Here is a 26,732-nt window from a genome sequence, read left to right on the forward strand (position 1 = left end):
AAGCGAGGTTAACGCTGTAAAGCTTTTTTAGTGGATTGACTATATAAAGATGTCGAGTAACTGCTAATGCTCATAAACTTGAGAATATAACAACACTAAATTGACCAGTCTTAAAATACTACCGTGCCAAGGTATAACACGGAATATCTAACACAATAAATATAATTATTTTTAATAGTGAGGAACAATGAATAAGCAACTTTTAATTTTTGACTTTGATGGCACACTCATTGATAGCGTGCCTGATTTGGCCGACGCCACCAATGCGATGCTGACCACGCTTGGTAAAGACACCTATCCAATCGAGACGATACGCAATTGGATAGGCAATGGTTCACGAATGCTCGTAGAGCGTGCTTTAATCGGTGATGTGACTGTCCCAGAGGGCGCATTGACCCAAGCCGAAGCCGATCACGCAGAGCAAATATTTTTTGAAGCTTATAAGAACCTCAGTGGTAGTAAAACTGTCGCCTATCCCGATGTCGATAGTGGCCTTAAACAACTTCACGCGGCTGGCTACACACTAGCCTTAGTAACTAACAAACCCATTCGTTTTGTGCCAAAAATATTAGAATCATTTGGCTGGCAGGATTTATTTAGTGAAGTGATGGGCGGTGACAGTCTATCCACCAAAAAGCCAGATCCAGCGCCTCTATTGCACGTTTGCGACGCTCTCAATGTTAGTGTCGCGCAGTCAGTGATGATTGGCGATTCTAGAAACGACATCTTGGCGGGTCAAAACACCAATATGGACACGCTTGGACTATCCTATGGCTATAACTACGGGCAAGACATTCGTGAGCTCGGCCCAACCGAGGCGTTTGATAATTTTGCGGATTTGGTTGCTTGGATTATGAAAGATAACATCTAACCCATAAAAGCATCTATCAAACGGATGTGATAGTTGGCTTAAACGAAGACTACTCCTTACTACGATAGCTGAGCGCCTCTGACACATGGGCGCTGTTAATATCTGTACTGTTGGCCAAGTCCGCGATAGTACGCGCGACTCGTAACACTCGATGGTAGCCGCGTGCGGATAAATTCAAGCGCTGCTGAGCAAGTTGCAATAGTTGTTTTTCGCTGTCGCCTAATTCGATATATTCATCGATTTCGCTCGGGCTTAGCTCATTATTGACTTTTTGTTGTCGTTTTAATTGATGCTGATGCGCGGCTGCTACTCGCTCGCGTACTTGTTTGGATGTTTCCCCTGCCTGCGCGCTTTGCAAATCAGCAATCGGCAATGCTGGTACGGTAATATGCAAATCAATACGATCTAATAGTGGCCCTGAGAGTTTGTCTTGATAGCGTTTGATTTGCTCAGGTCGACAGCGGCAGCGACCTGAAGTATCACCATCATAACCACACGTGTAATAACTCCCAATTACTGGCACAATACCCTTCAATATCATCCCTTTTCTATTCAAGGTACCACCAATTAGATGGCAAACATATACCAAATAGCTGTCATAAAATACAATAAATGCTAAATAAGTGACAAATTATTATGAAACAAATGCGTAAAATAAAACCGACTAGAATGAGTGTATCAGGGAGAGTTCCGTATAAAGGTAGCTCTGTACCCTATGAGTCAACTTTAGAGCGTGATTTAATTATAGTTCATGCCTTCCGAGAAGATGTAGAAGACATAGTTGCTCAGCCCATCACCATACCCTTCGTTAAAAACGGCATTACTTATAAGTACACACCTGACTTTTTTATAAAGTTTGTGGAGGATATTGATAAGCCAAATATGATTATTGAAGTCAAACCGTATGATCTATGGCAGGAAAACTGGAGAGACTGGTCAGATAAATGGAAAACGATGCAACGCTATTGTAAAGATAACGGCTATATATTCCGTATCTACGATGAAAGTCGCATTAGAAATACAGCTCTGAATAATATCAACTTTCTAATGACATTTAAAAACTCTGCAATCGAGAGAGAAGATCAAGAAGCGGTTTTAGAGCAGGTTAGACTTATGGGTACAACTACCATAGATTATCTGTTAACTCGTTTTTATACAGGCTCTTTACTACGCAATCATGGTTTACGAGTAATTTATCATTTATTGGCTACCAAACAACTTAAATTTGATTTATTCATTAAAATTAATGACTTAACAGAGGTATGGGTGGATGATGAATAATAATAAAGTTCTAGAATCTAATTCATCTATCTTTAACAGACATTTAGATGATTTTCAAAAAATAGGTGTTGAGGTAGATATAATAAATGAATCAATGCCAACAATAGAAGGTTATGGTTTTATGGTTGACCACGATGAAGAAGGTTTAAATAAGTTTGATATCAAGCGTGGACGTATCGATCTACGTAAAGGCAAAACCTATCTGAATAAGGCTGATAATAAGCACTATGAGCTAGTCGAGTATTTAAATGAGAGTATAGAGGTTGTTGTCCGTAGTGTAGAAACGGGTAAAACTAGTATTGTTCATATAAGAAGTTTGTCAAACATTGAAGATCAAAATAATGATCATATCAATGTTGATATCAGTGCTATTGGTGATGAAGAGTGGCAGAAAGCACAAGTAAAGTTTGAAGCAATCAAACCAATTATCAACACTGAACATAAATATAATCATCGAAAATTAATCATAAAACGCTCTAAGGAAACCAATGTCTCAATTCGTTCATTGTATCGCTGGACTAAACAGTATCAATCTGTTGGTTCAATTGCAGGGTTAGTAGAGAAGAAACGAGGCTGGAAAGAAGGTGGTTCGCGCCTGACTAAAGAGCAGGATGGTGTTATACAAAGAGCAATAAAAGCGTTTTATTTAACCAAGCAGAGAGCCAGTTTAGAGCAGACCTATCGTGAGGTTTTTCGTATTTGTTCAATGGAGAGGATCGACAAGCCGAGTAAAAAGGCAATCAGACTACGTATTGACCAAATTTCAGAGTATGAGCAGCTTAAAAAGCGTGGTCAAATAGAGCAAGCTAGAAAGAAATTTAAGCCTACGCCCCATTCCTTCCCTAACGCAGATTATCCATTAAGCGTTATACAAATAGACCATACACCAGTTGATTTAATGTTGGTTGATAATGAACATCGAAAGTCTATTGGTAGACCGTATTTAACGTTAGCTATTGATGTCTATAGTCGAATGATTACTGGGTATTACCTATCATTAGACCCACCATCAGCCACCTCAGTTGCAATGTGTGTTGCAAGAAGCATCTTACCAAAAGAGAGCTTACTACTTGAGCATGGAATTGATCATACAGAGTGGCAGGTTTACGGTTATCCACAAAAAATTCATGTTGATAATGGTGCTGACTTTCGGTCAAACACTTTAGCTCGTTCATGTGAAGTTCATGGGATTAACCTTGAGTTTAGGCCAGTAGCAAGGCCACAATTCGGTGGGCATATCGAACGTCTAATTGGCACGTTTATGAAAGAGATTCATGGCATAAGTGGCACAACATTCTCTAACATTAAAGAAAAAGACAACTACGACTCTGAAAAAGAAGCAGCGCTTACTTTAGATGAGTTTGAGGTTTGGCTACTTACCTTTATTACCAAGGTCTATCATAAGCGTATCCATAGCACTCTAGGGCGCAGCCCTACAGAACAATGGAGCTTGGGTATCTACGGTGATGGCGAAAATATTGGTACTGGTTTACCCTCATTACCAGAAGATTCAAAAACCTTATTATTAGATTTCATGCCTAGTTTTAAAAGAACCATCCAGCATTTTGGTGTGACTGTTGACTCCTTACGTTACTACGACCCTTGCTTAAATATTTTTATTAACTCAACGAATAAAGACGGTAGTAAGCGACATTTCTTATTTAGACGCGACCCAAGAGATATTAGTAAAATTTGGTTCTATGACCCAAATTTACATCAGTACTTTACGGTTCCTTTTGCCAATCAGCAGCTACCAAACATGAGTCTGTGGGAATACAAAAAAATTCGGAAGCAAATCGCTGATAAAGGAAATGAGTATATAAATGAACATCAAATCTACGAAGCCTTGACTGAAATGCGAGATTTAGTTGCAAACTCATCTAAAAAAACAAAGTCTGCTCGTAGACAAGCGCAACTTCAAAAAACACATGCTAAAAGTCAGACTATTGTAGCTAGAACAATGATGGCTAGTAAAAAGAGCCAGCTTCCTAATAATGAAAGCGTAGAACTGAACGATGCTGATGAAATTGAAGCAAGCTTGCAGTCATCAACACAGGCGTCTAAAAAACCAGCAAAAAATATAGTTGAGCAAAATGGTCTACTGCTAGATACGGATGACTTTGACTTTGGAGATATTGAATAATGAACGATGTTACCACTGATGAAGCAGCAGCATACACTCATGTGTATAAAGACTTTCGTCATCTTGTAGAATATTCTGATGAAGATCGATTGGATTTTATTAATGAAGCTCGTTGGGTCAATTACGAAATAGCAGACAATATAATTTTAGAGCTGAATGGACTGTTGAAGTTTCCGAAAAGATTAAGAATGCCTAATCTCCTAATAGTTGGGGATTCAAATAACGGCAAAACCACTATCGCTCATCGATTTTTCAGAAAGCATGGGATGCCAATTGAAGAAAATGGTGTTCTAATTAAGCCGGTCATTTTTGCGAATGCGCCTGCGAGTACTAATGAAAAAGACCTTTACATGTCTATTCTAGAGGCACTTCATATGCCCTATAGAACGAAAGATTCAGCATCTTCATTGCTCTATCAAGTACTTCATTTATGCCGCGAGTATCAAGTCAAAATGATCATTGTTGATGAGCTTCATTCATTACTTACAGGTACACCAAGACAGCAACGTCAGGTAATGAATGCTTTGAAGACATTATGCAATGAATTACAGATACCGATTGTCGGTATTGGAACGCAGGATGCGAAACGTGTACTACACACTGATCCTCAGCACGCTAGTCGATTCGATATTGTAGAAGTCCCTCTTTGGAAATTAGATAAAAGATTTCAAGAATTACTTTTTCGACTTGAAGGAGTTTTTCCTCTGAAAAAGCCGTCACAATTACACCTTCCAAAATCAGCTTCCCTAATTCACACCATCTCACAAGGCAATTTAGGCAATATTCATAGGCTTTTATCTGTTTGTGCAAAAGATGCGATTCTCAGCGGAACGGAACAAATTACAGAGGATATTTTGACCAAAAATAAAAGTGTTCGCCCAACCGAAGGGTTGAGGTGATGTTTAGCGTAAAATCATTACCTGTTGCTACACGTCTTTTAGATAATGAAAGCATAAACTCGTGGTTGTTACGAGCGTCTTTAAATCAAGGCTGCAACCTTTCTACGATACTTTTTTACCACTGGTCTAAGCACAATTTGCGTCATCACGATTTTGACAAAGGCTTCAATCATATTGATAAACAGATTCATCAAGACATGGCTATGCTTGCTAAAACTAATGTCAGCTCCTTTGATAATAGAAGCTTAATAAAGCTCAACAGTGATATTGGGCTAGAGTATCAACCAAACAGTAGCTTAACTTGGATATTACCTATACCCAAATTCCATTCTAAAACGATGGTAGGCCATCAATATTGCTATCAGTGTATGCATGAAGATAAAAATGCATATTTGAAAATAAAATGGCGGTTTAGCTGGTTTGTGTACTGTAAGCAACATTTAATTTCACTACAAAACACCTGTGCTAGCTGCGGCTTACCGTATCAACCTCATTTAATTAAAGCCGATCACCAGTTTATCAATAAATGTCCTCATTGCCGAGAAAAGCTATGTGCCCATATAGAAAAAGGGCCAATATGTCTTGATACTTATCAGTTTCAGACAATGGCTGAACAAGCTTTATTTACTAACCAAGCTACAGCTTTAGAGCGCCAAATAACTTCTGCTGATTGGTTTGAGTTGATGCTATTTTTCATCAACCTGATAAGAAAGAGTACTTTAGAGAAGAATTTAATTTATTACAATCTGATAAAAACCTTTGGTATAAGCGTTGACAATCTTAAGCTAAGCAAAACTAGAACGGGTCTGAAATTTGACTATTTATCTTATGATGAGAGGGTAATGCTTATGGCTTACGCCAATCAGATGCATAAAATCACATTTGATAATTGGCTGTCGGCTTGTGAGAAAAACAACTTAACGCAAAACAGCTTTCGATTGGGCAAACGACCTGTAATACCCAAAGCCTTTTTGCCTGTCTACGAGGAGCTTCCATCAGTCACAAGAAGCCAATTAGAAGGACAAAGAACAATTTTAAAACCTAAGTCATCAAAAGCTGTGAACACCTCTTGGGAAAGAATGCAGCTACGAATTGAGAAGTTGAGAATATATGACCAAACTAAACCCAATAAACGAACCAGAAGAGTTACTAAGTTATAAGATTTCTCAAAGTTACGTAGATTTTAGTGAGTTTCTTCGTAGAAGGACGGGCAAAAGAAAGTTTGTTGCGCCTGCGCATAGGTTTCTTAAGTTCTTTGAAGAGTGCGACGTGCAATGGGGCAAAATACCATCCTATGAAATAATAATTCACACATTTGATGATCAGTTTGTTCAAAGAAACATGCCTGTACTTGGGTGGATGGTTAAGACTCATCAAATCCGTGACGATGATATGACTGAACAAATTCTTATTTCACAGGCAGCTATTCAAGAAATGTTTGTAGCATTCGGTGATAATCCTCCAAGCATCTTACAAGAATATTTGCTTTTTTTGAATAAAAGACAGGAGCAGCGTAAGAGCAAGCCAAGCTCCGTTAGAACGGTTTTTCAACCAATAATAGGTTTGTACTACCACTATGGCTTAAAAGATAATCAAACACCATCACAGGCTCAAATAGATAGATATTTGGTTAAGAATAAAGGGCATATAACTGCTATTGTTTCTTTTACCCACTACTTAAACACTCATCACCAATTTAGTCTTATCTGTAAAAGAGCAACAAAACGAATATTAGATAAATCAACTTATAGAGTTGTTGGAGACAAAGATCGTAAAAAATTTGAGAGGCAGTTCATCTTTCTTGCTATGTTAGAAAAACCACTGAGTGATAAGCAAAAAATTCAATGGATTAACAATGGTATTAAATATTTCCATCGGTTTTTCATTGATGTAAAAGCTTTATCCGATGTTCATATCAGGCCATGTGAATATTATGAAGGCTTGATGATAGTTCAATACGGTGACAAACTATTTGCATTGCCTAAATTTTAATTGGATATCAACTTTTTGATATGGATGGCTCCGAGAGAAAGAGTAATCATCCCAACCATAAGACACCTAACAAATAGAATTAAGCTGCGTAATTCAGTTTTTGTATAGGTGTAAAGGCACCATTGCCCATGTTCGGGCGCTAGTTATTGTAGTGATACAACTAAGCTTTAACTTGCTCAATGACTTGATCTAAACTAGTAAACACCTCTTGGTTGTCCAATCACAAGGCGTGGTTCTGTTATAGCATTCAACATAAGCATTCAACATAAGCATTCAACATAAGCATTCAACATAAGCATTCTGTTGAAGCTTGCCCTGTTTAATACAACTAATGGTAATGCCTTGTTCTTCTCTTTAAGTGTATTTTGAATTCATGAAACCTAAATGGACAGTATTTTTAACCTACTTCCTTGAGTTCTCCATTAATTTTTTACCTACATAGTCCTTAACAAAATGTACAGCAATACGTCCTGAGCGACTTCCACGCTGTGTTGCCCATTGTAGTGCTAGTAACTGAATCTTTTCGTTTAATTCTAGTTCGTATTGATTTAACAATTTAGCTACTATATCTAGATACTCATTCTGGGTAGAGCTATAGAAATGAAGCTGAAGTCCAAAACGATCAGATAACGATATCTTCTCTTCTATTGAGTCACCTGGATGGATCTCGCCTTTGTCATCCTTTCTAAGATCATGATTATCGTTCATACGTTCAGTAACTAAGTGTCTTCTATTTGATGTAGCATAAATAAGAACATTAGAAGATGGGCCAGCTACTGAACCGTCAAGCACAGTTTTAAGTCCTTTATAACCATCATCACCTTCTTCAAATGAAAGATCATCACAAAATATCAAAAATTTTTCGTCTTTTCCCTTAATTATTTCTACTATATCAGGGAGATCATCAAGGTGTTTTTTGTCCACTTCTATGAGCTTTAATCCTTCATTGTGAAAAGACGATAGACAGGCTCTCACTAATGATGACTTCCCCGTTCCTCGAGCACCCGTCATTAATACATTATTTGCGGGATAGCCTTTAAGGAATTGATTTGTATTTTGATATAACTTTTCAATTTGTCGATCAATACCAGATAGCTCTTCAAAAGTAATAAGTTGTGGCGAACTTATAGCAATTAGATGCCCTTGAGAAAAAACACCTTGTCCACGTTGCCAACGGAATGCAATATTTTCTATTAAAAGCGTTTCTATTTCCACCTGATTCTGAGGCTGAAAACCTTGAAATATGGTGGAAACACGATCTAGTGCATGAGTTAATTCTGCTATTCGATTTGATAATTTCATATCAGTTTACCTCTAAGTTAACAATTCTATTTTTCTCTGCTTTTTGTTTGGCCAACTGTGCAATAAATACACCTAACAAAGCCACTCCTCCTCCTATTAGGTGATAACTCATCAAATGCTCATCTAGTAAAAGAATAGCTTCTCCAGCAGTCATTACTGGTAATAAGTTCATGAAAACGCTGCATCTATTTGGCCCTAAATGCTCCACACCTTTGATCCAAAAGAAAGGTAATACGACAGAAGCAAGAATTCCCGCGTAGAGAATAAGTGGGATAGTAGATTGATTTAACTCTGCCTGACCTTTAGGTATAAACAAAAATACAGGCAGCATGACTATTAATGCAGATATAGCTTGTAAATAGGTTGATTGCCATGCAGGAAGTGGTATGCGCCATTTTTGAAGCAATACACTATATAAGGCATAGCATCCTGCGGCTACTAGCATTAAAAGATCGCCAATTTGATAATGTCCTCTAATAAGTTCAATTGGTTTACCCGTGCTAATAAGGTAAATTGTTCCAAATAAAGCAATGATTCCGCCAATCGCAATTCTTTTAGATGGATAAGCTCGCAGTATTATTGCGCTAATGATCATCGTTAATAAGGGAGTCAAGGCGGTAATGACTGCCATATTGGTGGCCGTTGATGTGTCCGCAGCCCAATAGGACAGGCATTGATAGAATGCCATACTTAAAAAACCAAGAAAACCAAGTTTTAACCAATAGCTTTTTGCAATATCACGGTTACGCCAAATAGGAACGATTAAAAACAAACTCATAATCGCAACGGCTAATAAAAGTCGATAAAAAGTAATTGCGAAAGGAGAAATGCTACTAGCTGCTAACTTAGAGACAATAACATTCCCTGACCAAAGGGCTATTGCAAGGAACGGAAACAACCAAAATTTCATATTCATTCTTATAAAAAACCTAAAGAATAAACATCTTAGATTAAAGCTCGTTATACTGTCTTAAGATAAAAAGACATTAATTGTCTTAAATAGGACATGCTAATGATTATTGATTCTTTGGCACATATCCCTTTTGAGTCGGCCTCAAGGCCAATAACGGGTATGGCAGCAAACTATCCTCATGGTTATAACATTGCTAAACATAAGCATCTTCGCTCGCAGTTTTTGTACGCGACTCAAGGTGTGATGGTCGTTGAAACTAAAGAAGGACGATGGGTGGTGCCACCAACCAAAGGGGTTTGGTTACAGGCGCATGTAGAGCATACCGTAAGCATGCGAGGAAAAGTTAGTATGAGAACGCTGTTTATAGATCCAGATGCAATATTGGGACTACCTGAGAAAGACTGCGTTCTTGAGGTATCACCATTACTACGAGAGTTAGTGCTTGAGGCATCAAGACTACCTTTAGACTATGATATTAGAAGCCGTGATGGACAACTCATGAAACTGCTTCTGGGGGAGTTTAGTAGAATTCCGATACTTTCTATTCAGCCATTTCATTTGCCGTGGCCTGCTGATGAACGTTTAGAACAAGTTTGTATTCAGATAACACGACAGCCTGCCGACCTCACTACCGCAAATCAGTGGGCTGATTTGCTAGCTATGAGCACAAAGACTTTTCAACGACGGTTTAAAAGTCATACCGGAATTACATTTGGACAGTGGCGTCAACTAGCACGGCTACTTCTATCACTTGAGAGTTTAGCTCAAGGTACGCCAATAATTCAGGTCGCACTGGAACATGGGTATGGTAGCCAAAGCGCCTATACCGCAGTTTTCAAGCGACATTTTGGTGTTACTCCTTCTAATTTTTACAATGAAATATGAGTTTCTAGAAATTAATTTAGTTCATACATTATTAGGCCTGTTAAGCATTGATAACTTCAGCCAGAGATAAGCACAAGCTAAAGCGACCGTATTTTCATAACTCTGCTTGAGCTTGTCAAATCTAGTGGCCACTGTTCGAAACTGTTCTAACTTAGCAAAAGCATTCTCAACCAAGTGTCGTGCTTTATGCAAGGCCCAGTCCATATGATTATTAGGAGACTATGGTGGTCAACTAATTTTGGACAACTGCTAAGAAGTTTCGATTAAAGTATCGTTTCTCTTTTTCTACAGGTGTCAGGTAGTTGTTGAAGGTATGTGGTCTGATGGTCTGATGGTCTGATAATAGCCCCAGCCGCTTTTGATGAAGATATAAATCATATCGCCCGTCCATGCTTGAAGGCACAGCATTTGATAGAGATTTTTCTCGAGAAGATTAAGCAGTACCGTGCTATTGCAACGCGAGCTGATAAGTTGGTGAGTCATTTCTCAAGCGCTATTCATCTGGTTAATTTAGTTGTCAGGCTTAACTGATGGCACGCCCTAGTGCAATTGGTTACGACATGCTATAGTTAAGTATTAAACTTAATCTCAAAGGTAAGATCGTGGGAGACAGTAAGTCAGCAGACCGCTAGGCCGCAACAACCTTTTTCATTGTTGCGGCGATCTATGGTGAGTCAGTAATTCACTAAGAAAGCAGATTGCCGCCAGAATTCTTCATCTGTGCGGATATTTTACCATGTCTGATAAATCAAACCCCCTGTGGGCTTACTCTCTGCCATCAGCCCTCTTTTTGATGGCACCCTTTGATATTCTCTCCTCACTAGCCATGGACGTTTATCTACCGATCATTCCGGAGATGCCAACGGCTCTTAATACTTCACCTGCCATTGTTCAGCTCACGTTGAGCGTTTACATGATTGTGCTCGGTTTAGGACAGGTTGTCTTCGGGCCTATGTCTGATCGCATCGGTCGACGACCAATTGTTTTAGGTGGAGCATTCTTTTTTACCGTTTCTTCTTTTGCTTTAGCGATGACCAGTAATGGACCGCTATTCGTCACACTACGCGTCCTGCAGGCGCTTGGTGCTTCGGCTATGCTCGTTGCAACTTTCGCAACTGTCCGGGATGTCTACGCAAATAGTCCCGAAAGTAGCGTGATATATAGTCTTTTCGGTTCAATGCTAGCCTTCGTACCTGCGCTCGGACCCATATTAGGTGCAGTTATTGCAATGAATTTTGGGTGGCGTGCGATCTTCGTGATGCTTGGTATCTTTGGATTATTCGCCTTCTGCCACGCGCTGCTCAGGTGGCATGAAACACGTCCAAGCCGACAGAGTAGACAAAGCCCTGTCTTTTGGTCAATCCTTGGAAGTTCATCTTTCTGGATCTATACACTGGGTTTTAGTACGGCAATGGGAGCGTTCTTCGTCTTTTTCTCCACTTCCCCGCGAGTTTTGATCGAACGCCTAGGCCTCTCCCAAATAATATTCAGCGCAATCTTCGCCACGGTTGCTTTTGTGATGATAATAACAACGCGTTTCGCAAGATTTTTTGTGTCGCGCTGGGGAGTTGAAGGCAGTCTTATACGAGGGTTATTCGTTATTTTGATGGGTGCCTGTATCCTAACCGGATGCACTCTTCTGACCGAGCCCTCCATTCTGACGTTCGTACTACCGATGTGGCTGATCGCTGTCGGAATGGTGTTAGTGGTATCGGTTACGGCTAATGGTGCATTACACGATTTTAGCAACGCTGCTGGTACAGCTGTGGCGCTCTACTACAGTGTGCAAAGCCTAATCGTTGGAATCGTTGGTACTATAGTGATCGTCACGCTTCCAGGCGATAGTGCGTGGCCGTTGATAGCCTACTGCCTGATATTAGTAACCGTAACTTTATTTGTGATGGCAGCTAATCGATTAATGAGGCGCTCTTAGGTTGTGGAAAAATAAAATTATAGAGTCAACATATTGCTTGACTTTACTTTAAATCAGCTCTCAAACTATTGATTTTTTATAATATCTACCCCACTCTCAACTTAAACAAGACCTTGGTTTTATTAGCTTCAAATTAGCGTAACAGAAATGTCTAATTTGCAATGCCATTAAAAATCAGCTACTTAGGAAAATAAGTTGAGAGTGGCGTTAATATCTACAAACTTCTATATGGTACGTCTAAGATTTAGCTTTGTTATAGAGGTTAGGGTCTAGTAATATGGATATTAGTCTAGTCCAATGCGCATCCGTGATGCATTATACGAGGTATAGGTGAATTCAAATAATTTCGATACAAAGAAACCGAGTACAAGATATATATTAGTATGGTTAGCGAGGCTAACAATGTAGCGGGTTTATATGGATTTGGCTATATAGCGAACGGTGTCTTTTGGTGTGAGAACTCAAAGATTCTTTTTTTGCTATTTTTTTATACCCAATGTACAACACGCTTTAGTCGAATATACATCCAAGTTTTATTTTTACAAACTTTAGATATAGTCAATTTAGTTTATATAAAAGACAAGAAAGTTGAGCGCAGACCATGTCTCAGCTAGTATAGTTAACGTTATGAGCTATTTTTGTTTCGCATTATACTTAGCGTTAACTACAGGTTATGATTGAGAGAGCTGACATAAATATGGACCATAAAAAACCTAACAGTTACCATCACCACCTTTAAATAACTTTAAAGTCATATTGAATAAAAAATAGGTTTTGTCACTTAAGAGTTCTAGAAAATCATAGCTAAACTCTTAAAAAGGAATATAAAAATGGCAGTGTATGTGGATTTTGCTAACATAAGCTTTAGAGGTGACAGATGGTGTCACCTCTTGGCGGATTCCTTAGAAGAACTGCATGAATTTACTGCTCTTATCGGTGTAAGTAGATGCTGGTTTCATCGTAATGCAAGTTATCCTCATTATGATATTACGATACGCACTAGAGAGATTGCTATCAGTTATGGTGCAATACCTTCTGATAGAAAAAAAATTATTGAATGTGCAAAAAAGCTAAAGTTTGAATTAAATAACGAGTACCCTTTAGCAAAAAACCTAAAACAATTAGAATTATTTTAATAAAGGCGCTGTCATGATCATTGAAGAAGACTCCTTAGACGATCTATTAAATTCAACTTTTTCAAAGATAATGAGAGATGGAGAAGAAATTGCGTCTTCAAAAGGAAAGAATAGCGAAATTAGGAATGCTCAGCTTGTTCTGAATAACCCAAGAGCAAGACTAAGTATTTCAGAGTCTAGAAGCAGGTTAATAAGCTGTGTTGGTGAGTTTTTTTGGTACTTAAGTGGAAGCGATAGTATTGAATTCATAGAATACTATATATCAAATTACAAAACCTTCATCGATTACAAGGAAGACGAAGAAACTCCCGCATTGGGAGCTTATGGACCTAGAGTATTTGGAGAACAAAACCAATTCAAAGCGATTGAGCGTTTGCTCAGAGAAAAGCCTGATTCTAGAAGAGCTGTAATATCTATATATGATAAAAATGACGTTTTTAGAGAAGACAATAGAGATATTCCTTGTACCTGCTCATTACAATTTTTTATTAGAGATAATACGCTTCACTTGACTACAATAATGAGATCTAATGATGCTGCTACAGGTCTAGTTCATGATCTATTCAGTTTCACGCTTATTCAAGAGATAATGTGGGCGAAGTTAGCTAGAGACAATGCAAGTTTGAAACTAGGTACATATACGCATATTGTAGGTAGTTTACATATTTATCATAAAGATATGAAGACGGTTGATAGCTTTTTAAATATGGAAGGGTGGCAAAGTAAAGTATCAATGGAGCAAATAAACCCAGATTATCTGGAAGATGATCTCAACATCGTAATGCGATTAGAGCAAGAATTAAGAACGGATTCATTGAGAGGCGAATTCGATCTCGAGAGTATCAAAGATATATTTTGGCAAGAAATAGCGATTATTTTATTGGCTTACTCTTATATCAAACAAGAAGAATATATTAAACTGAAGAACCTTAAAGATGTATGTTCAAGCAAACCTGTACTCTATTTCTTGAACAAAAGAATTAATAAAATTGATAGAGAAAACTTTATATAGGACTTTTATGAGATATCAACAAGAAGCAGATCCGTCAGCCTTACTAGCCGACAAAATCTATGAGTATTTTGGTACTGAAAACCTTTCTTTCTTCAACACTAGAATTTCATGTGAAATTTTAGCCATGCAGCTTATCGAAAGTATGAAAAGGATAAGTTATTTCCAAGTTCTATCTAATCGGGATATTAGCCCTCGTAGAACAGACCCTCAAGACCCTATTTTTGATCCAGTAAGAGCAATTTTATATCTAAAAGATATAGATTATGATGAAGCTTGTTGGCTGACTTTCCTCTTGGTCTACACAGCAGAAAACTATCAAACAAACTGGAATTTCATGAGACAGTTATATGGAGGTGTAAATGAGACACTGACATGGGAATTAGCCCGTAACAATCCACAGATGTTTCCTCATTTAGCTGATATGCTTAGTACTTCTCAGCGCAGACCTAAATTTGGAAATCATAGGAAGTACGAATCATTGCGTCGTCTACCCCAAGTTTTTGATAGTTACATAAACTTAGTTAAAGCTTATGGTGGGCACAAAAATTTATTTAGACATACTGACTTTGGTAATAAGAAAGAGTATTTTAAATGGCTTTTTTCTATAGTTGAAAGCAATATCTGTAGTTTCGGGCGCTTATCTACATTTGATTATCTTTCTATGATGTACAAAACTGGTTTAGCTAATATTGAGGCTGACTGTTGCTATATTGTTGGGTCAACAGGCCCTAAAGATGGTGCTAAACTTCTCTTTGGTAGCTTTTCGGATGTCCAATTAGATTCATACGCAATGGGGTTAGCAGATTATATTGGAATCGGTTATCAGGAGATGGAGGATGCTTTATGCAATTGGCAAAAGTCACCTAGCATCTTCCATGCTTATACTGGGTAATTAATCAAATATAGGTTTATGTCCGTTGTTAAAAAATCGATACTCTATGTCTTTAGAGAATTTAAAGACTCCCACAAGGACGCTTGTCGAAATATTTAACTCATTAGCTACTGTACACAAGTTTTTCCAGCTTGAGCGCTTCGATTTATAAACCAGTTTAAAATCTATTTTATGCTTAACTTCATCGAATGAAAGGGGATACAGAAGCTGTGAAATCATGAAATCATCAGCTTCTTGCTCACATTTGCTATCCTCTTCGTAATCGTTAGGTTCACCAAAGTCGTAATGTGTCATTTCATCTTGATGTAAAATCAGGTGTGCAGCTTCATGGAAAAAAGTTTGCCAGAAAATATAATCTTTATTATATTTATCTGTAATAACTATCATTCCTCTATTATCTACAAATTTTGATACGCCACGGATAGGGCACTTCTCTAGGGCGCTTAAGAATACTATGGCGACACCACATTCAGCACAGATTTCCGATAACTCTTGCTCAAAATTCTTCAATCCTTTTCTCTTAGACAATACTTTTATTTCTTGTAATTTGCTCAGAAAAAGCGACTTATTAAAGTCATTTTTGATATTTTTCATCCTAACTTCTAGCTCTGCTTTGCGCATAAACGCAGCAAGATTTAGGGTTGAAAACTCATATCTCCCAATCTTCTTATACTTTGTCCCCAAAGAGTTGGTATATATACTTTCTTCGTCCATCGGACTGAAATCTGGAAGTCCGAAAAAGCTTTTCAAATTTAATTGATCAAGATATTTGTATTCTGAGCTTGGAAGCCAAGACTTCTTCTTCATTTCTTTAATTAATTTTTGATAGCTATCAAAGTTATCATCAACATCGCTACTTTGAAATCTTCTAACGTTTTTCTCATAGTTGAACTGGATATTTAACCAAAAATCTTTACTACCGCCTAAAAGTTCGACTAAGTAAACGGCTATATCAGAATCGATACTCAACTCTTGATTGTTAAGTTTTTTAGTAAAACTATCGTTCAGGTGACATGGATCAATATCCTTTATACTTAAAAACTCAAGAATAGTTTTGGACGGGTTATAGGCCCAATTAGGCTGAAAATCATGAATCATCTCTATTTTCTCCTATATATTTGAGTTTTAACCTACTAACTGTTTCCCAGTCATAGTTATCACGTGTAACTAAATGAGACTTATTGGCAATAGTAAAGTGCGCTACAATATCACTAGACAAATAAACTTGCAAAGTATCTTCTTTGAAATGAAAAATTTCCTGGAGAGGGATATCTTGTAAAGTGTTCCCTGACGCCAAAGTTGTCAAGATAAATTTTAGCCTATTTCTAGAATCTTCTGTGAATTTCCAAAAACTAAGGAAGTCATCTAACGAGCTGTCCCTTAACTCTCTTGATTGATACGAAATAATCATTTGTTATCCAGTAAGAGGTACTTTATGAGCGTAATCAATGTTGTTGCCGCAGTCATCAAGCATGATAGTAAGTATCTGTGCGCTCAGAGAACAAAAAGCAAGTTTGACTACCTATCCTATAAGTTTGAATTTCCAGGTGGGAAAGTCGAATCTAATGAGACTCCAGAAGAGGCTCTTCATCGTGAAATAATAGAAGAATTAGATACGAAAATTGAGGTTCTTTCAATCCTAGAAAAAGTAGAGCATCAATACCCAGATTTTAGTGTTCACATCACTTTTTACGAATGTCGCATCCTCGAAAATCAATTTTTAAAGAAGATTGATCATCACTGTTTGTCATGGCTGCTTAAGAGTGAATTACATGAGTTGGACTGGGCAGATGCAGACATACCTATTGTTAAATTGCTCCAAAAAGAACTATAAACTATCCCATAAACACATTGTTATATCGTCTTAATAGCGTAAACGTATACTAACCTACAAAAGATTTTCTATCCCATTCTTGACCCAATCACTAGTATCTTTCTCATGATGTTTAAACAAAGCTAATTTACCTTCATAAAGGTCTGGGAATTCATAAGTTAAGGTTCCATTTAAAAGAGCAACTCTCATAAGTATATTTAGCAAAAGACCTTGCCTACTGGTAAAATCTTCATCAATATCAGCCTTATACACTATTCCATTGAAACCCTTTAGTTTATCACTATTCTTAAATTTCACCTGACCAAACTCTAGTAAGTAGTACTTGTCTTCATTCATCTTTATTTCTATAACTAGAACTCTATGAGGCAAAGGATTTTTTTCAGAGGGTTCATGAAAACTAGTTAGTGACATCATGCTAAGCTCATCTATCGACTTGAACCCTTGATCGAAAGTAAACCATTGAGCGTTACCTTGATGTTCTTCTGCATATGCTTTGGCATTTTCCCAGATTCTAGCAAATCGAGACTGAGATTTAGGGCTTCCTTCGACTTCAAAACGAGTATTCGCGAGGCCAGTGAAACCGTTCCCATGCTTGTCTCCCAAACTAAATGATTGAGGAGACTCAGCCTTAACAAATTTAGTGTTACGATCAATAGACCTAATTTTTGTGTCACCTATGTCTATAATTCTATTAATTGTTACGAGTCTGCCTTGATGCTCTATTTTTTCAACTATTAGCAAGGTTCCCAAATTATTTACTTGATTGTCAGTAAAGTCTATATCTTCAACATTGTCTGGCACTGTATGTTGTCTAACATTCAAAACATCCTGACTTTCTTTTGAATTACCAATACTCAATTTACGCTTAGGCTTAACGACAAAATTAACAGGAGCAATATCTGGTTCATCAATATTAATAATGTTTGCACACAAGACTTTGCCCCCTATACGTATACCTTTTAACCGAATAGTTAGTGGTTTATGCCAAAAATCAATCTTTATAGTAGCTTCACCGCTAGTTTTATCTAACTGGACAGCATTATGTATTGCTCTAACCTTTTCTTTCACATCGTTGTTATATTTTAATTCATGTAAAAATACAGAGTCTCTTTGAGTAAAATTTAAGGGTAAAATCACATACTCCTCGATCCCCCTTGCTTTCATTCTCACATCAACGTCTTTATCTTCAATAATCAATCTTTTAAATATATCTTCAAGACTATATTTAGTAATTATACGTTTAATATCTGTAGAATACCCGTAATGTATTATGAACAGCGATAGAGGATGAATAACAAAATCTTGATCAGTCCCTTTAATATTTATCAATTGACTTTTATCGTACGAAATAATTTTATCGAAATACTGTTCAGTATCAAATGGTAGCTCACGAATTCTATCTTCTTCGTGGCTATATTTCATATCGCGATTTGCTTTAGAATAGGAATAAATTTCGTAGTTGTTATCTACTAGAACTTCATAAGTATCTAAAGAAAAACGCTCTTTTGATTTGCCATTTTTCCATATACTTCCAAAAGGTAGTTTGTGAATGTAGTTGACAGGAATGCTTACAGTCAGATAGCTAGTGGACTCTTTAGTTCCACCTTTTGTTTCTTTTAGATAGGTTGGTTGAGTTAAATTAGCAAATATTACGTTAACATAAATTATGGCATCATCAGCGTTAGAGAGTGTAATAAATTCTTTTTCATACCATACGACAACATACTCAAAATTGTTTTTAAAATGCTGTATCGTTGAGTTGCGAGAACGTTCGATGTAATAGTTGAGTCTAAAAAAATTCTTATGTTTTTCTCTAGGATTATTTATTTTGAAAAATTGATTCACGCTGTTTTCCTATTTTCATAGCTATGTTATAGCTTGCCATCAATTTCGCACTTTTGCCATCAATTTCGCATCATTACAACACGGGCACGGATTCATAGCAGCGACTAATTGAAAGTTGGCTGGAAAGGTCATTTGAGAGTTAGCACGGCTAATAGTGATTTGTTTGGCTTCTAACGGCTGGCGTAATACTTCAAGCACGCTCCGATCAAATTCTGGTAACTCATCAAGGAATAACACCCCTTTATTAGCAAGCGTAATCTCGCCCGGTTTGGGCCGTGAACCGCCGCCAACCAACGCCACTGCTGATATGGTGTGATGCACTTGCCTAAAGGGACGTGTGCCGTAATCGTAATCACTGTCTGCCACTGAATACGTACTAGCTACCTCGAGCGCATCCTCATCACTGAGATCAGGCAATATCGTCGGCAAACGTGAGGCCATGAGCGTTTTGCCAGAACCCGGTGGCCCTGTAAACAATAACGAATGACCGCCAGCTGCTGCTATCTCTAGCGCGCGGCGGGCATGGTGCTGTCCTTTGACATCGGCTAAATCCACTTGATAGCCTACATGCTGCGGTGCTGGACTGGGCGTTACCACCTCCAAGCAGTCATAAGATCCGCTTGGATCCGCCAGTGACTGCAAGTGGTTACATACTGCTTTTAGACTCTTCGCTGCCAATATCGTCACACCATCAACGCGACTGGCCTCACGACCATTGTCAATCGGTACAATTAATTGTGGTGCGCTCTGTAAGGTAACACGTTGCTCATTTTTTGCAGAGTCACTCGCCTTTGACAACGTTTTCGACAACGTTGATGCCAATCCTTCTGCCTTAATCGCGCGAGCGACAGCCAAGCTACCAGTTACCTGCCGCAGCTCACCGTTGAGTGCCAACTCGCCAATGAATTCAAATCCCGATAATACTTCTGGCTCAAGTTGTCCGCTTGCCGCCAATATACCAATGGCTATCGGCAAGTCCAGACGCGCGCCATCTTTGGGTAAATCAGCGGGTGCTAAATTAATCGTTAGACGCCGATTAGGAAACTGAAAACCTGAATTAAGAATGGCAGAGCGTACCCTGTCTTTACTCTCGCGTACAGCGGCTTCAGGTAGACCAACAATGGTCAATGCAGGTAGTCCTTGTGATAGATGTACCTCAATGATGACCTTGGGGGCGTGCAGGCCGACGACTGAGCGGGTATAGACTTGGGCAAACGACATCAGCGTTTCCTAATATTAGAGATTAATCGATGATAAAGTATTATTTATCAGCGTGCAAATGTCGTGTTTTATAAAAAATATAGGTAGGACATTAAAACAATCATCTCAAACCAAAGCCGTCAATATTAATGCTAAAAACCATCACGATATACCATACTAAAAGTAGGGATTTGGTATAATAATGACCATATTTTAAGACAGTTGCTATAATAGCCAAGCTGTTACTGCAAACGTTATCATCTGGCAGCACAAAAAAGCGATGCTATAGCCACTATGGGTCAAAACGAGGAATACCGCATGACAGACTATTCAGAACAGAACACTCAGCAGCCTTACAATCGTGCGGACGAGCCGCCAACCACTGTACGTCCTGTTATGCGACCAGACAACCCTTATGCCAGTACCCGCGGCAGTATCACCAATAAGCAGCTACCAGCATTTGATGAGGCCATCATCAATAAGTACAATCGTTCAGGACCACGTTATACCTCTTATCCAACTGCTCTAGAGTTCACGCCGATACCTGAGAATATTGGAGTAAATGGTTTTGAGGCAGTTAGTCTTGAGACGAAAATCTTGCAGAATCGTGAGTCACGCGCGCCGTTGTCTTTATACTTTCACATTCCGTTTTGCCGTCACCTTTGCTATTACTGCGCCTGCAATAAGATTATTACCAAAAAAAATAGTGACTCTGGTGATTATCTGCAGTATTTGATGGCTGAGATTGCCCTTAAGCGCCGCTTGCTCTCTGTACAAGAAGGCCGCGATAAACCTTTAGTCAAGCAGCTGCATTTGGGCGGTGGTACGCCAACGTTTTTGCGTGATGAAGAAATGGTACAACTGTGGGAGTTTTTACAGACTCAGTTTGAGTTTTTGAGTGATGATGAAGGCGACTACTCTATCGAAATCGACCCGCGTGAGCTGAGTGATAATACGCTAAAGATATTACGCAACCTTGGTTTTAATCGTATCAGCTTAGGCGTGCAAGACTTAGATGAAACGGTACAAATCGCGGTCAATCGTGTGCACTCAGTAGAGCTTATTGAGAATGTATTAACAGAGGCGCGAGGGCTTGGTTTTCATTCTATCAATATCGATCTGATTTATGGTTTGCCGCATCAAACGCCTGACACGTTAGACAAAACGGTACAACGTATCATTGAGATGTCACCAGATCGTCTGTCTGTCTTTAACTATGCGCATCTACCTGAGCGTTTCAAAGCCCAACGTCAGATCAAAGATGAAGACCTACCTAGCCCAGCAGCTAAGCTCGCTATGCTCGGCAACACCGTCAACACGCTAACCGAAGCGGGCTATCAATATATCGGTATCGATCACTTTGCTAAGCCTGACGATGAGCTAGCGATTGCACAGCGCGAAGGAAAATTACATCGTAATTTTCAGGGCTACACCATCATGGGCGATTGTGATTTATTGGGCTTTGGTGTCTCATCCATCAGTCAAATTGCCAATAGCAATACGCGCTACATCTTGCAAAATGACACTAATCTACAGAACTACCAAGCTAAGATTGATATGGCGAAAATCAATCCTATGGTCATGCCTGCGGTGAAATATATTAAAACGTCCATCAAAGATCGCTTACGTGAATATGTCATCATGAACCTGCTCTGCCACGACTATCTTGATTTTAAAGATGTGAATCAAAAATTCGGTATCGATGCGATTACCTATTTTATTGATGGGATTCAACAGCTGGGCGAGATGCAAGCAGATAGACTGATTGATATGGATGCAGCAGGCATTCGTGTCTTACCTAGGGGCCGCTTGCTTGGTCGCAATGTCGCCATGGTATTTGATGAATATTTAGAAAAAAAACATAAAAACCGTTTCTCAAAAGTTATCTGATATAACGATTTGGCAGCCAACTATTAGCCATTAAAAAGACCTCGCTTGAGGTCTTTTTTCGATATTTTTTGAAGTGCTTACAGTTTTAATTTATCACCAACCATGCCTTTAACAGTGCTCAAAATATCTGCGGGCAACACCACCATTTTTGAATTGTCAGACTCCGCTAGTTGGCGAATAGACTTGATGTACTGCTCGCCAAGTAAGTAGACAATCGGCATCTCTTCATCACCCATCGCCGCTGTGATAAGACGAATTGATTCCTCTGAGCCTTTAGCCAGTACCACTTGCGCTTCGGCATCGCGGCGTGAGGCTTCCAGACGTCCATCTGCTTCCAAAATAGCAGCTTGTTTTTGACCATCGGCACGAGTAACGGTCGCTCGGCGTAGACGCTCTGCCGCTGCCTGCTCTTCCATAGAGGCTTGCATGGTTTGCGAGGGATTAATGTCTTGAATCTCTACGGTTTTAAGCGTAATACCCCAATCGGCGATGTCTTCTGAGATCGCATGTTTGAGCAAGGCTTTAATCTCATCACGACTCGATAAGGCATTATCCAAATCCATCTCACCAATAATAGAGCGCAAGGATGTTTGTACCAAATTGCGGATACCATGTTCATAATCTTCAATACCGTAGACCGCTTTGTCTGGACGCAAGATGTTGATATAAGCCACAGCATTAGCGATGATGACCACGTTATCACGGGTGATGACTTCTTGAGATGGGATATCTAGTACGATGTCCTTTGTGGTGACTTTATAAGCGACTCTATCCACAAAAGGAATGATGATACTAAAGCCAGGCTCTAGAGTTTGCTGATATTTACCCAGCCGTTGCACGACCCACTTGTACCCTTGCGGGACAATACAAACGCCTTTAAAAACGGTAAAAATCACCAATGCTGCCAACACCAGCATCACGATACCGACGCCATTTAAACTACTCAAGATACTACCCATGTGATTCTCCTTGATCCTTGCTTTATTTGCCAGCGACGTGATTTATGTCCTTTTTTTCTTAATTTAAAAATCTTTAGTACCTGATAACGTTTATTTGCTAGTACCTGTCTCTTTGAGATCGGGTTTGTGCAAACTCAGTCTACCCGCTTTAGATTGTTTGGCAGGCACTTGACTGTTAATCGTCGGAGTAATGTTTGGCCGTATGGTTTTGGGTGCTTGGAGGCGCTGCGTGGGTGCAACCACCATCTCATCGCCGACCACCTTTATGACCACCACACGATCACCTGTCTCGACATTCACGCCTGCTGTGCGACATGGCCACTCATCTGCACCCCAAATAGGCACGTTAAAGCGCACTATACCTGAAATGCCTTTTTGCGGTTTGACCACGATCATGCCCGTCTCACCAATAATCAGATCGCTACTTTGCCCCATCTTTTTACGGCTCATTGACAGCGGCTTGATGTATTTGACCCAAGCAAACATAAACAAAACCGATAGCGTAAGCCAGATCAGTACCTGAAATAATAATGGAATGGGGAGCAACCACGCTAAAGCGGCAATGATCACAGCCGCCGCGCCAAACCAAAGACTTGCAAAAGTTGGAATAAATATCTCAGCAATCATCAAAGAGAAGCCTAACACCAACCAATGCCAAGGTTCAATCATCCAGATAGTCTCAATCATCGCTGTCTACTCCTGTATCTGCCTACCTTCCAATGTAGCACAGTTTTGTAGATAATATTATCTTAAAAATCAATTACCTATTATTATTTATGGTGTGGTATTTTGATAAAACAAGCATAACGAATATTAAAACTAGCACAAAAAAAACGACCACTTAGAGTGATCGCTTTTAGTCATCCACACAAATCAAAGCTTAGAATTTGTAATATGCACCAAGAGTTAATAGCGTAAGGTCTTCAGCAACATAGTCATATTCAGCTTCAACACTCATATTAGGATTGAAGTTATAACCCAAGCCAATACCGCCAGCTACACCACTGTCGCTATCGCTGTCACTTCCAGAGTTTCCAAGAAAGTCCTCAGCAGAAACTTCAATCTCAGCTTTAGCAAAGCCTAGTTTACCTTTTGCATATAAGCCAGTATTTGGGAATGCATAACGGTAAGTACCATAAGCACCATAAGTTTTTAGATCAAATTCAGCGTCAATGCCACTGTTACCTGTATCAACATCAGCGTCATTAGAACCTACATACTCAATCTCAGCACCAAAGTTAGGATCGAAGTTATAACCAGCATAAACGCCATATGCGGTTGGATCATCTAAATCATCAGCATCTACCATGAATTGACCAGCTTTAATACCAACGTATGATTGGCCAGCACCATAAGAAATGGCTGCTTGTGCGCTCATGGTCATTACTGAGCCTGCGATTACTGCAAGCAACGCTTTTTGTAGATTTTTCATAAAGTATTTTCAACCTTGGATTAAATAAACAAATAATTTGTTTAATATCAAATACTACTCAACTATTTTCTACTTGTTATTAGTAGTGGCGGTATCATACCAAATTATTTGTCAAAGTAAACATGTGTTGCAAAAATATTTTACAAGCATAAAAAAACGACCATATAAAATGGTCGTTTCTTTGTTTTTGACTATAGGTACAAGTACGCTATATTATCTTAGAACTTTAAGTTAGCGCCTACAGTAAGCAGCTTAGTATCTGCATCACTATCCATCATGGCATATTCTGTTTCGACATTGAAGTTAGGATTCACTGCGTAACCAAGACCGATACCACCAGCAATACCAGTATCACTCACTGAATCGCTGCTGCCATTATCAAAATCAGCTTCTAACTCTGTCTTAGCGATACCAAGTTTACCTTTGGCATATAGTGCAGTATTTGGGAACATATAACGGTAAGTACCGTACGCGCCATAAGTTTTGGTATCATAGTCGCCAGCATTGTTATCTAGGTCAGCATCATCTGAACCAACATATTCAACTTCCATACCAAAGTTAGGATCGAAGTTATAACCAGCATATACACCGTATGCAGTTGGATCGTCACCGCTTACATCATTGTCAAATTGACCAATCTTAGCACCAACATAAGGTTGGCCTGTATAGCCGTTACCATAGTTAACAGCGGCGTTTGCACCTACAGTAAGTAAAGAACCAGTTGCTAGTGCAAGTATAGTTTTTTGTAGAGTTTTCATTATTAGCTCCTTTAAGTAAATTTGGACAAACAAGTTATTTAGTTGTATTGACCATTTGGCCGTATCGCCTTGTTTGCTAACGATGGGTACATAGTAACAAACTATTTCAGACACTCTGTCAGTGTTTAATGGTATGAGAGTTAAGATTTGAAAGCATTTGTCAGTGCTCGGGTTACAAAGGCTGATATATGAAACTTTTTGTTACACATCCCGTTTTTGTGCAATAATCCCTACTCATTGTGTTCCGCATATACTGACGAATAAAGAAAAAGGACGGCTCTGCATGTCAGCTTTTATCGACGCGCAGCTACAAACTGCGCTCTTACAACTCAAAGATAAACAGCAGTATCGCAAATTACCAGATATCGAACACCACGGACGGTATGTAATCGCTGATGACAATACCCTATTAAATATTGCTAGCAACGATTATCTAGGTTTGGGCAGTGATGCTGAGTTGCAGCGTGAGTTTTTTGAATTTATTCAGCAATCAATGGACTGTTTGCCCAAAATGAGCGCAACATCATCGCGTCTATTAACTGGCAATGATACACAGCTACAGGCGTTAGAGGATGAGCTACAAGCGTGGTATGAAACCGCAGCTGGAATAAATCAAACCGCGACGAAATCTGCGTTGGTATTAAATAGTGGCTACCACGCCAATATCGGGATCTTACCTGCATTGACTGCACTACCAGTGAAGACGGTTATTTTGGCAGACAAATTGGTACACGCCAGTATGATTGATGGTATTAGACTCAGCGAAAGCAAGCGCTGCCTGTATCGCCGTTATCGGCACAATGATTATGAGCATCTGGCAGCGCTACTCGCACAGGTTGAAGAGGACGTGGAGCGTATCATCATCGTCACCGAAAGTATTTTTAGCATGGACGGGGATCGTGCTGATCTACCCGCTTTAGTTAAGCTAAAAGCCACTGACAGTCGTATCGAGCTATATGTCGACGAAGCCCATGCCGTCGGTGTTCTGGGAACGCAAGGATTAGGGTTAGCCGAAGAAACAGATACGCTCACTGAGATTGACTACCTAGTGGGTACGTTTGGTAAAGCGTTTGCTTCGTTTGGCGCTTATATACTGTGTGATGAGGTGGTCAAATCATGGCTGATTAATCAGATGCGTCCGCTGATTTTTAGTACCGCGTTGCCACCGATAAACCATGCTTGGACACGACTTATTTTGGCAAAAATGCCGCAGCTACAGACGCGGCGACAGCATTTGGCGCAGATTTCATTACGACTGAACCAAGCCATTAGCCCTGAATATCGTGTAGCATCAGCAGCAAAAGATCCTATTTACGAATCACCCATTGTGCCTTATATTTTGGGTGATAATGCTCGTACGATGACAAAGGCAAAACAGCTCCAAGCCGCTGGATTTTATGCCCTGCCTATCAGGCCACCGACCGTCCCTGCCAATACGTCACGTATTCGCTTGGTACTCAACGCAGCCATTACCCATGCTGAGTGCGAGCGCCTAATCATGCAATTATCCATATGACGACAGCAGTTTTTGATGCTCATTATAAACTTTTATACG

General features: G+C 39.2%; 22 protein-coding genes and 4 pseudogenes. 14 read left to right on the forward strand and 12 right to left on the reverse strand.

Annotation, left to right across the window (positions count from 1 at the left end):
- Positions 1–187 precede the first annotated feature (187 nt).
- A complete protein-coding gene (locus tag BTW00_RS09725) occupies positions 188–871 on the forward strand; it encodes a phosphoglycolate phosphatase (RefSeq protein WP_075107243.1) in 684 nt (227 codons plus the stop codon).
- Positions 872–920: 49 nt separating this feature from the next.
- On the opposite strand, the pseudogene BTW00_RS09730 reads toward BTW00_RS09725, so the two are convergent.
- Positions 921–1,367, reverse strand: a pseudogene (locus BTW00_RS09730) (ATP-binding protein); the annotation flags it as partial.
- 140 nt (positions 1,368–1,507) lie between these two features.
- Here BTW00_RS09730 and BTW00_RS09735 point away from each other — a divergent pair.
- From BTW00_RS09735 to BTW00_RS09755, 5 genes are read left to right on the forward strand one after another with little or no spacing between them, the layout of a single operon-like run.
- Entirely contained in the window at positions 1,508–2,152 is a 645-nt protein-coding gene (locus BTW00_RS09735) for a heteromeric transposase endonuclease subunit TnsA (protein WP_075107245.1), read from the forward strand.
- Positions 2,142–4,295 carry a Mu transposase C-terminal domain-containing protein gene (locus tag BTW00_RS09740; RefSeq protein ID WP_075107246.1) on the forward strand — a complete coding sequence of 718 codons (2,154 nt, stop codon included), beginning with the start codon at positions 2,142–2,144 and terminating at the stop codon, positions 4,293–4,295. Before BTW00_RS09735 ends, BTW00_RS09740 begins: the two co-directional genes overlap by 11 nt.
- On the forward strand, positions 4,295–5,194 hold the full coding sequence (locus BTW00_RS09745; RefSeq protein WP_075107247.1) for a TniB family NTP-binding protein: 900 nt from the start codon (positions 4,295–4,297) through the stop codon (positions 5,192–5,194). The genes BTW00_RS09740 and BTW00_RS09745 overlap by 1 nt, the downstream gene beginning before the upstream one ends.
- Positions 5,194–6,354: a TniQ family protein gene (locus BTW00_RS09750; protein ID WP_075107248.1), complete on the forward strand. Its 1,161-nt coding sequence runs from the start codon at positions 5,194–5,196 to the stop codon at positions 6,352–6,354. Before BTW00_RS09745 ends, BTW00_RS09750 begins: the two co-directional genes overlap by 1 nt.
- Positions 6,305–7,186, forward strand: coding sequence for a hypothetical protein (locus BTW00_RS09755; RefSeq protein ID WP_075107249.1), 882 nt, complete (start codon positions 6,305–6,307; stop codon positions 7,184–7,186). The genes BTW00_RS09750 and BTW00_RS09755 overlap by 50 nt, the downstream gene beginning before the upstream one ends.
- Before the next feature lie 139 nt (positions 7,187–7,325).
- Here BTW00_RS09755 and BTW00_RS14300 read toward each other — a convergent pair.
- The 3 genes and pseudogenes from BTW00_RS14300 to BTW00_RS09765 all read right to left on the reverse strand — a co-directional run.
- Positions 7,326–7,447, reverse strand: a pseudogene (locus BTW00_RS14300) (IS3 family transposase); the annotation flags it as partial.
- Positions 7,448–7,588: 141 nt separating this feature from the next.
- Positions 7,589–8,488 (reverse strand): ATP-binding protein, encoded by a 900-nt coding sequence (locus tag BTW00_RS09760; RefSeq protein WP_075107250.1) that lies wholly within the window; start codon positions 8,486–8,488, stop codon positions 7,589–7,591.
- 1 nt (position 8,489) lies between these two features.
- The gene (locus BTW00_RS09765; protein ID WP_075107251.1) at positions 8,490–9,404 is read right to left on the reverse strand and encodes a DMT family transporter; all 915 of its coding nucleotides are present in this window, start codon (positions 9,402–9,404) and stop codon (positions 8,490–8,492) included.
- 96 nt (positions 9,405–9,500) lie between these two features.
- Here BTW00_RS09765 and BTW00_RS09770 point away from each other — a divergent pair, with 96 nt between their 5' ends.
- Positions 9,501–10,286, forward strand: a complete 786-nt coding sequence (locus BTW00_RS09770; protein ID WP_075107252.1) for a helix-turn-helix transcriptional regulator — start codon at positions 9,501–9,503, stop codon at positions 10,284–10,286.
- Positions 10,287–10,307: 21 nt separating this feature from the next.
- Here the strand turns inward: BTW00_RS09770 and BTW00_RS09775 are convergent.
- Positions 10,308–10,505 (reverse strand): annotated as a pseudogene (locus BTW00_RS09775) (hypothetical protein); the annotation flags it as partial.
- A gap of 517 nt (positions 10,506–11,022) precedes the next feature.
- Between BTW00_RS09775 and cml the strand changes: the two are divergent.
- The 4 genes from cml (at position 11,023) to BTW00_RS09795 (ending at position 15,259) form a co-directional block, all read left to right on the forward strand.
- Positions 11,023–12,219, forward strand: coding sequence for a CmlA/FloR family chloramphenicol efflux MFS transporter (gene cml, locus BTW00_RS09780; RefSeq protein WP_075107253.1), 1,197 nt, complete (start codon positions 11,023–11,025; stop codon positions 12,217–12,219).
- An 830-nt stretch (positions 12,220–13,049) separates the two neighbouring features.
- On the forward strand, positions 13,050–13,355 hold the full coding sequence (locus tag BTW00_RS09785; protein ID WP_075107254.1) for a DUF4031 domain-containing protein: 306 nt from the start codon (positions 13,050–13,052) through the stop codon (positions 13,353–13,355).
- A gap of 13 nt (positions 13,356–13,368) precedes the next feature.
- Positions 13,369–14,367 carry a thymidylate synthase gene (locus BTW00_RS09790; protein ID WP_075107255.1) on the forward strand — a complete coding sequence of 333 codons (999 nt, stop codon included), beginning with the start codon at positions 13,369–13,371 and terminating at the stop codon, positions 14,365–14,367.
- A 7-nt stretch (positions 14,368–14,374) separates the two neighbouring features.
- The gene (locus BTW00_RS09795) at positions 14,375–15,259 is read left to right on the forward strand and encodes a hypothetical protein (RefSeq protein WP_075107256.1); all 885 of its coding nucleotides are present in this window, start codon (positions 14,375–14,377) and stop codon (positions 15,257–15,259) included.
- On the opposite strand, the gene BTW00_RS09800 is transcribed toward BTW00_RS09795, so the two are convergent.
- On the reverse strand, positions 15,260–16,357 hold the full coding sequence (locus BTW00_RS09800) for an XRE family transcriptional regulator (protein WP_075107257.1): 1,098 nt from the start codon (positions 16,355–16,357) through the stop codon (positions 15,260–15,262). It abuts the gene before it with no gap.
- Positions 16,358–16,694: 337 nt separating this feature from the next.
- On the opposite strand from BTW00_RS09800, the gene BTW00_RS09810 reads away from it, so the two are divergent.
- Positions 16,695–17,093 (forward strand): (deoxy)nucleoside triphosphate pyrophosphohydrolase, encoded by a 399-nt coding sequence (locus BTW00_RS09810; RefSeq protein WP_075107259.1) that lies wholly within the window; start codon positions 16,695–16,697, stop codon positions 17,091–17,093.
- Between the two features lie 54 nt (positions 17,094–17,147).
- Here BTW00_RS09810 and BTW00_RS09815 read toward each other — a convergent pair whose 3' ends face one another.
- Both BTW00_RS09815 and BTW00_RS09820 read right to left on the reverse strand, forming a co-directional pair.
- Positions 17,148–18,938: a hypothetical protein gene (locus BTW00_RS09815; RefSeq protein ID WP_075107260.1), complete on the reverse strand. Its 1,791-nt coding sequence runs from the start codon at positions 18,936–18,938 to the stop codon at positions 17,148–17,150.
- 78 nt (positions 18,939–19,016) lie between these two features.
- Positions 19,017–20,159: pseudogene (locus BTW00_RS09820) on the reverse strand (YifB family Mg chelatase-like AAA ATPase); the annotation flags it as partial.
- 375 nt (positions 20,160–20,534) lie between these two features.
- Here BTW00_RS09820 and hemN point away from each other — a divergent pair.
- Positions 20,535–22,028, forward strand: a complete 1,494-nt coding sequence (gene hemN, locus BTW00_RS09825) for an oxygen-independent coproporphyrinogen III oxidase (RefSeq protein ID WP_371915068.1) — start codon at positions 20,535–20,537, stop codon at positions 22,026–22,028.
- 77 nt (positions 22,029–22,105) lie between these two features.
- Here hemN and BTW00_RS09830 read toward each other — a convergent pair whose 3' ends face one another.
- The 4 genes from BTW00_RS09830 to BTW00_RS09845 form a co-directional block, all read right to left on the reverse strand.
- Entirely contained in the window at positions 22,106–22,987 is an 882-nt protein-coding gene (locus tag BTW00_RS09830) for an SPFH domain-containing protein (protein WP_071002686.1), read from the reverse strand.
- Between the two features lie 90 nt (positions 22,988–23,077).
- The gene (locus BTW00_RS09835) at positions 23,078–23,674 is read right to left on the reverse strand and encodes an NfeD family protein (protein WP_075107262.1); all 597 of its coding nucleotides are present in this window, start codon (positions 23,672–23,674) and stop codon (positions 23,078–23,080) included.
- A gap of 193 nt (positions 23,675–23,867) precedes the next feature.
- Complete coding sequence (locus tag BTW00_RS09840; protein ID WP_075107263.1) at positions 23,868–24,419, reverse strand: porin family protein; 552 nt, start codon at positions 24,417–24,419, stop codon at positions 23,868–23,870.
- Between the two features lie 218 nt (positions 24,420–24,637).
- A complete protein-coding gene (locus BTW00_RS09845; protein WP_075107264.1) occupies positions 24,638–25,177 on the reverse strand; it encodes a porin family protein in 540 nt (179 codons plus the stop codon).
- Positions 25,178–25,460: 283 nt separating this feature from the next.
- Between BTW00_RS09845 and BTW00_RS09850 the strand changes: the two genes are divergently transcribed.
- Positions 25,461–26,693, forward strand: coding sequence for an 8-amino-7-oxononanoate synthase (locus BTW00_RS09850; protein ID WP_075107265.1), 1,233 nt, complete (start codon positions 25,461–25,463; stop codon positions 26,691–26,693).
- Positions 26,694–26,732 lie beyond the last annotated feature (39 nt).

The sequence above is a fragment of the Psychrobacter sp. C 20.9 genome, from assembly GCF_001921765.1.
Lineage (GTDB): Bacteria > Pseudomonadota > Gammaproteobacteria > Pseudomonadales > Moraxellaceae > Psychrobacter > Psychrobacter piscatorii_B.

What these genes read in the sequence shown, in the direction of transcription:
- BTW00_RS09740 (WP_075107246.1), top strand. Translation starts at nt 2,142, where the DNA reads ATGATGAATAATAATAAAGTTCTAGAATCTAATTCATCTATCTTTAAC.
- BTW00_RS09845 (WP_075107264.1), bottom strand. Translation starts at nt 25,177, where the DNA reads ATGAAAACTCTACAAAAAACTATACTTGCACTAGCAACTGGTTCTTTA.
- BTW00_RS09755 (WP_075107249.1), top strand. Translation starts at nt 6,305, where the DNA reads ATGACCAAACTAAACCCAATAAACGAACCAGAAGAGTTACTAAGTTAT.
- BTW00_RS09830 (WP_071002686.1), bottom strand. Translation starts at nt 22,987, where the DNA reads ATGGGTAGTATCTTGAGTAGTTTAAATGGCGTCGGTATCGTGATGCTG.
- BTW00_RS09795 (WP_075107256.1), top strand. Translation starts at nt 14,375, where the DNA reads ATGAGATATCAACAAGAAGCAGATCCGTCAGCCTTACTAGCCGACAAA.
- BTW00_RS09770 (WP_075107252.1), top strand. Translation starts at nt 9,501, where the DNA reads ATGATTATTGATTCTTTGGCACATATCCCTTTTGAGTCGGCCTCAAGG.
- BTW00_RS09750 (WP_075107248.1), top strand. Translation starts at nt 5,194, where the DNA reads ATGTTTAGCGTAAAATCATTACCTGTTGCTACACGTCTTTTAGATAAT.
- BTW00_RS09745 (WP_075107247.1), top strand. Translation starts at nt 4,295, where the DNA reads ATGAACGATGTTACCACTGATGAAGCAGCAGCATACACTCATGTGTAT.
- hemN (WP_371915068.1), top strand. Translation starts at nt 20,535, where the DNA reads ATGCGACCAGACAACCCTTATGCCAGTACCCGCGGCAGTATCACCAAT.
- BTW00_RS09785 (WP_075107254.1), top strand. Translation starts at nt 13,050, where the DNA reads ATGGCAGTGTATGTGGATTTTGCTAACATAAGCTTTAGAGGTGACAGA.
- BTW00_RS09765 (WP_075107251.1), bottom strand. Translation starts at nt 9,404, where the DNA reads ATGAATATGAAATTTTGGTTGTTTCCGTTCCTTGCAATAGCCCTTTGG.
- BTW00_RS09735 (WP_075107245.1), top strand. Translation starts at nt 1,508, where the DNA reads ATGAAACAAATGCGTAAAATAAAACCGACTAGAATGAGTGTATCAGGG.
- BTW00_RS09840 (WP_075107263.1), bottom strand. Translation starts at nt 24,419, where the DNA reads ATGAAAAATCTACAAAAAGCGTTGCTTGCAGTAATCGCAGGCTCAGTA.
- BTW00_RS09850 (WP_075107265.1), top strand. Translation starts at nt 25,461, where the DNA reads ATGTCAGCTTTTATCGACGCGCAGCTACAAACTGCGCTCTTACAACTC.
- cml (WP_075107253.1), top strand. Translation starts at nt 11,023, where the DNA reads ATGTCTGATAAATCAAACCCCCTGTGGGCTTACTCTCTGCCATCAGCC.
- BTW00_RS09800 (WP_075107257.1), bottom strand. Translation starts at nt 16,357, where the DNA reads ATGATTCATGATTTTCAGCCTAATTGGGCCTATAACCCGTCCAAAACT.
- BTW00_RS09790 (WP_075107255.1), top strand. Translation starts at nt 13,369, where the DNA reads ATGATCATTGAAGAAGACTCCTTAGACGATCTATTAAATTCAACTTTT.
- BTW00_RS09835 (WP_075107262.1), bottom strand. Translation starts at nt 23,674, where the DNA reads ATGATTGAGACTATCTGGATGATTGAACCTTGGCATTGGTTGGTGTTA.
- BTW00_RS09810 (WP_075107259.1), top strand. Translation starts at nt 16,695, where the DNA reads ATGAGCGTAATCAATGTTGTTGCCGCAGTCATCAAGCATGATAGTAAG.
- BTW00_RS09760 (WP_075107250.1), bottom strand. Translation starts at nt 8,488, where the DNA reads ATGAAATTATCAAATCGAATAGCAGAATTAACTCATGCACTAGATCGT.
- BTW00_RS09725 (WP_075107243.1), top strand. Translation starts at nt 188, where the DNA reads ATGAATAAGCAACTTTTAATTTTTGACTTTGATGGCACACTCATTGAT.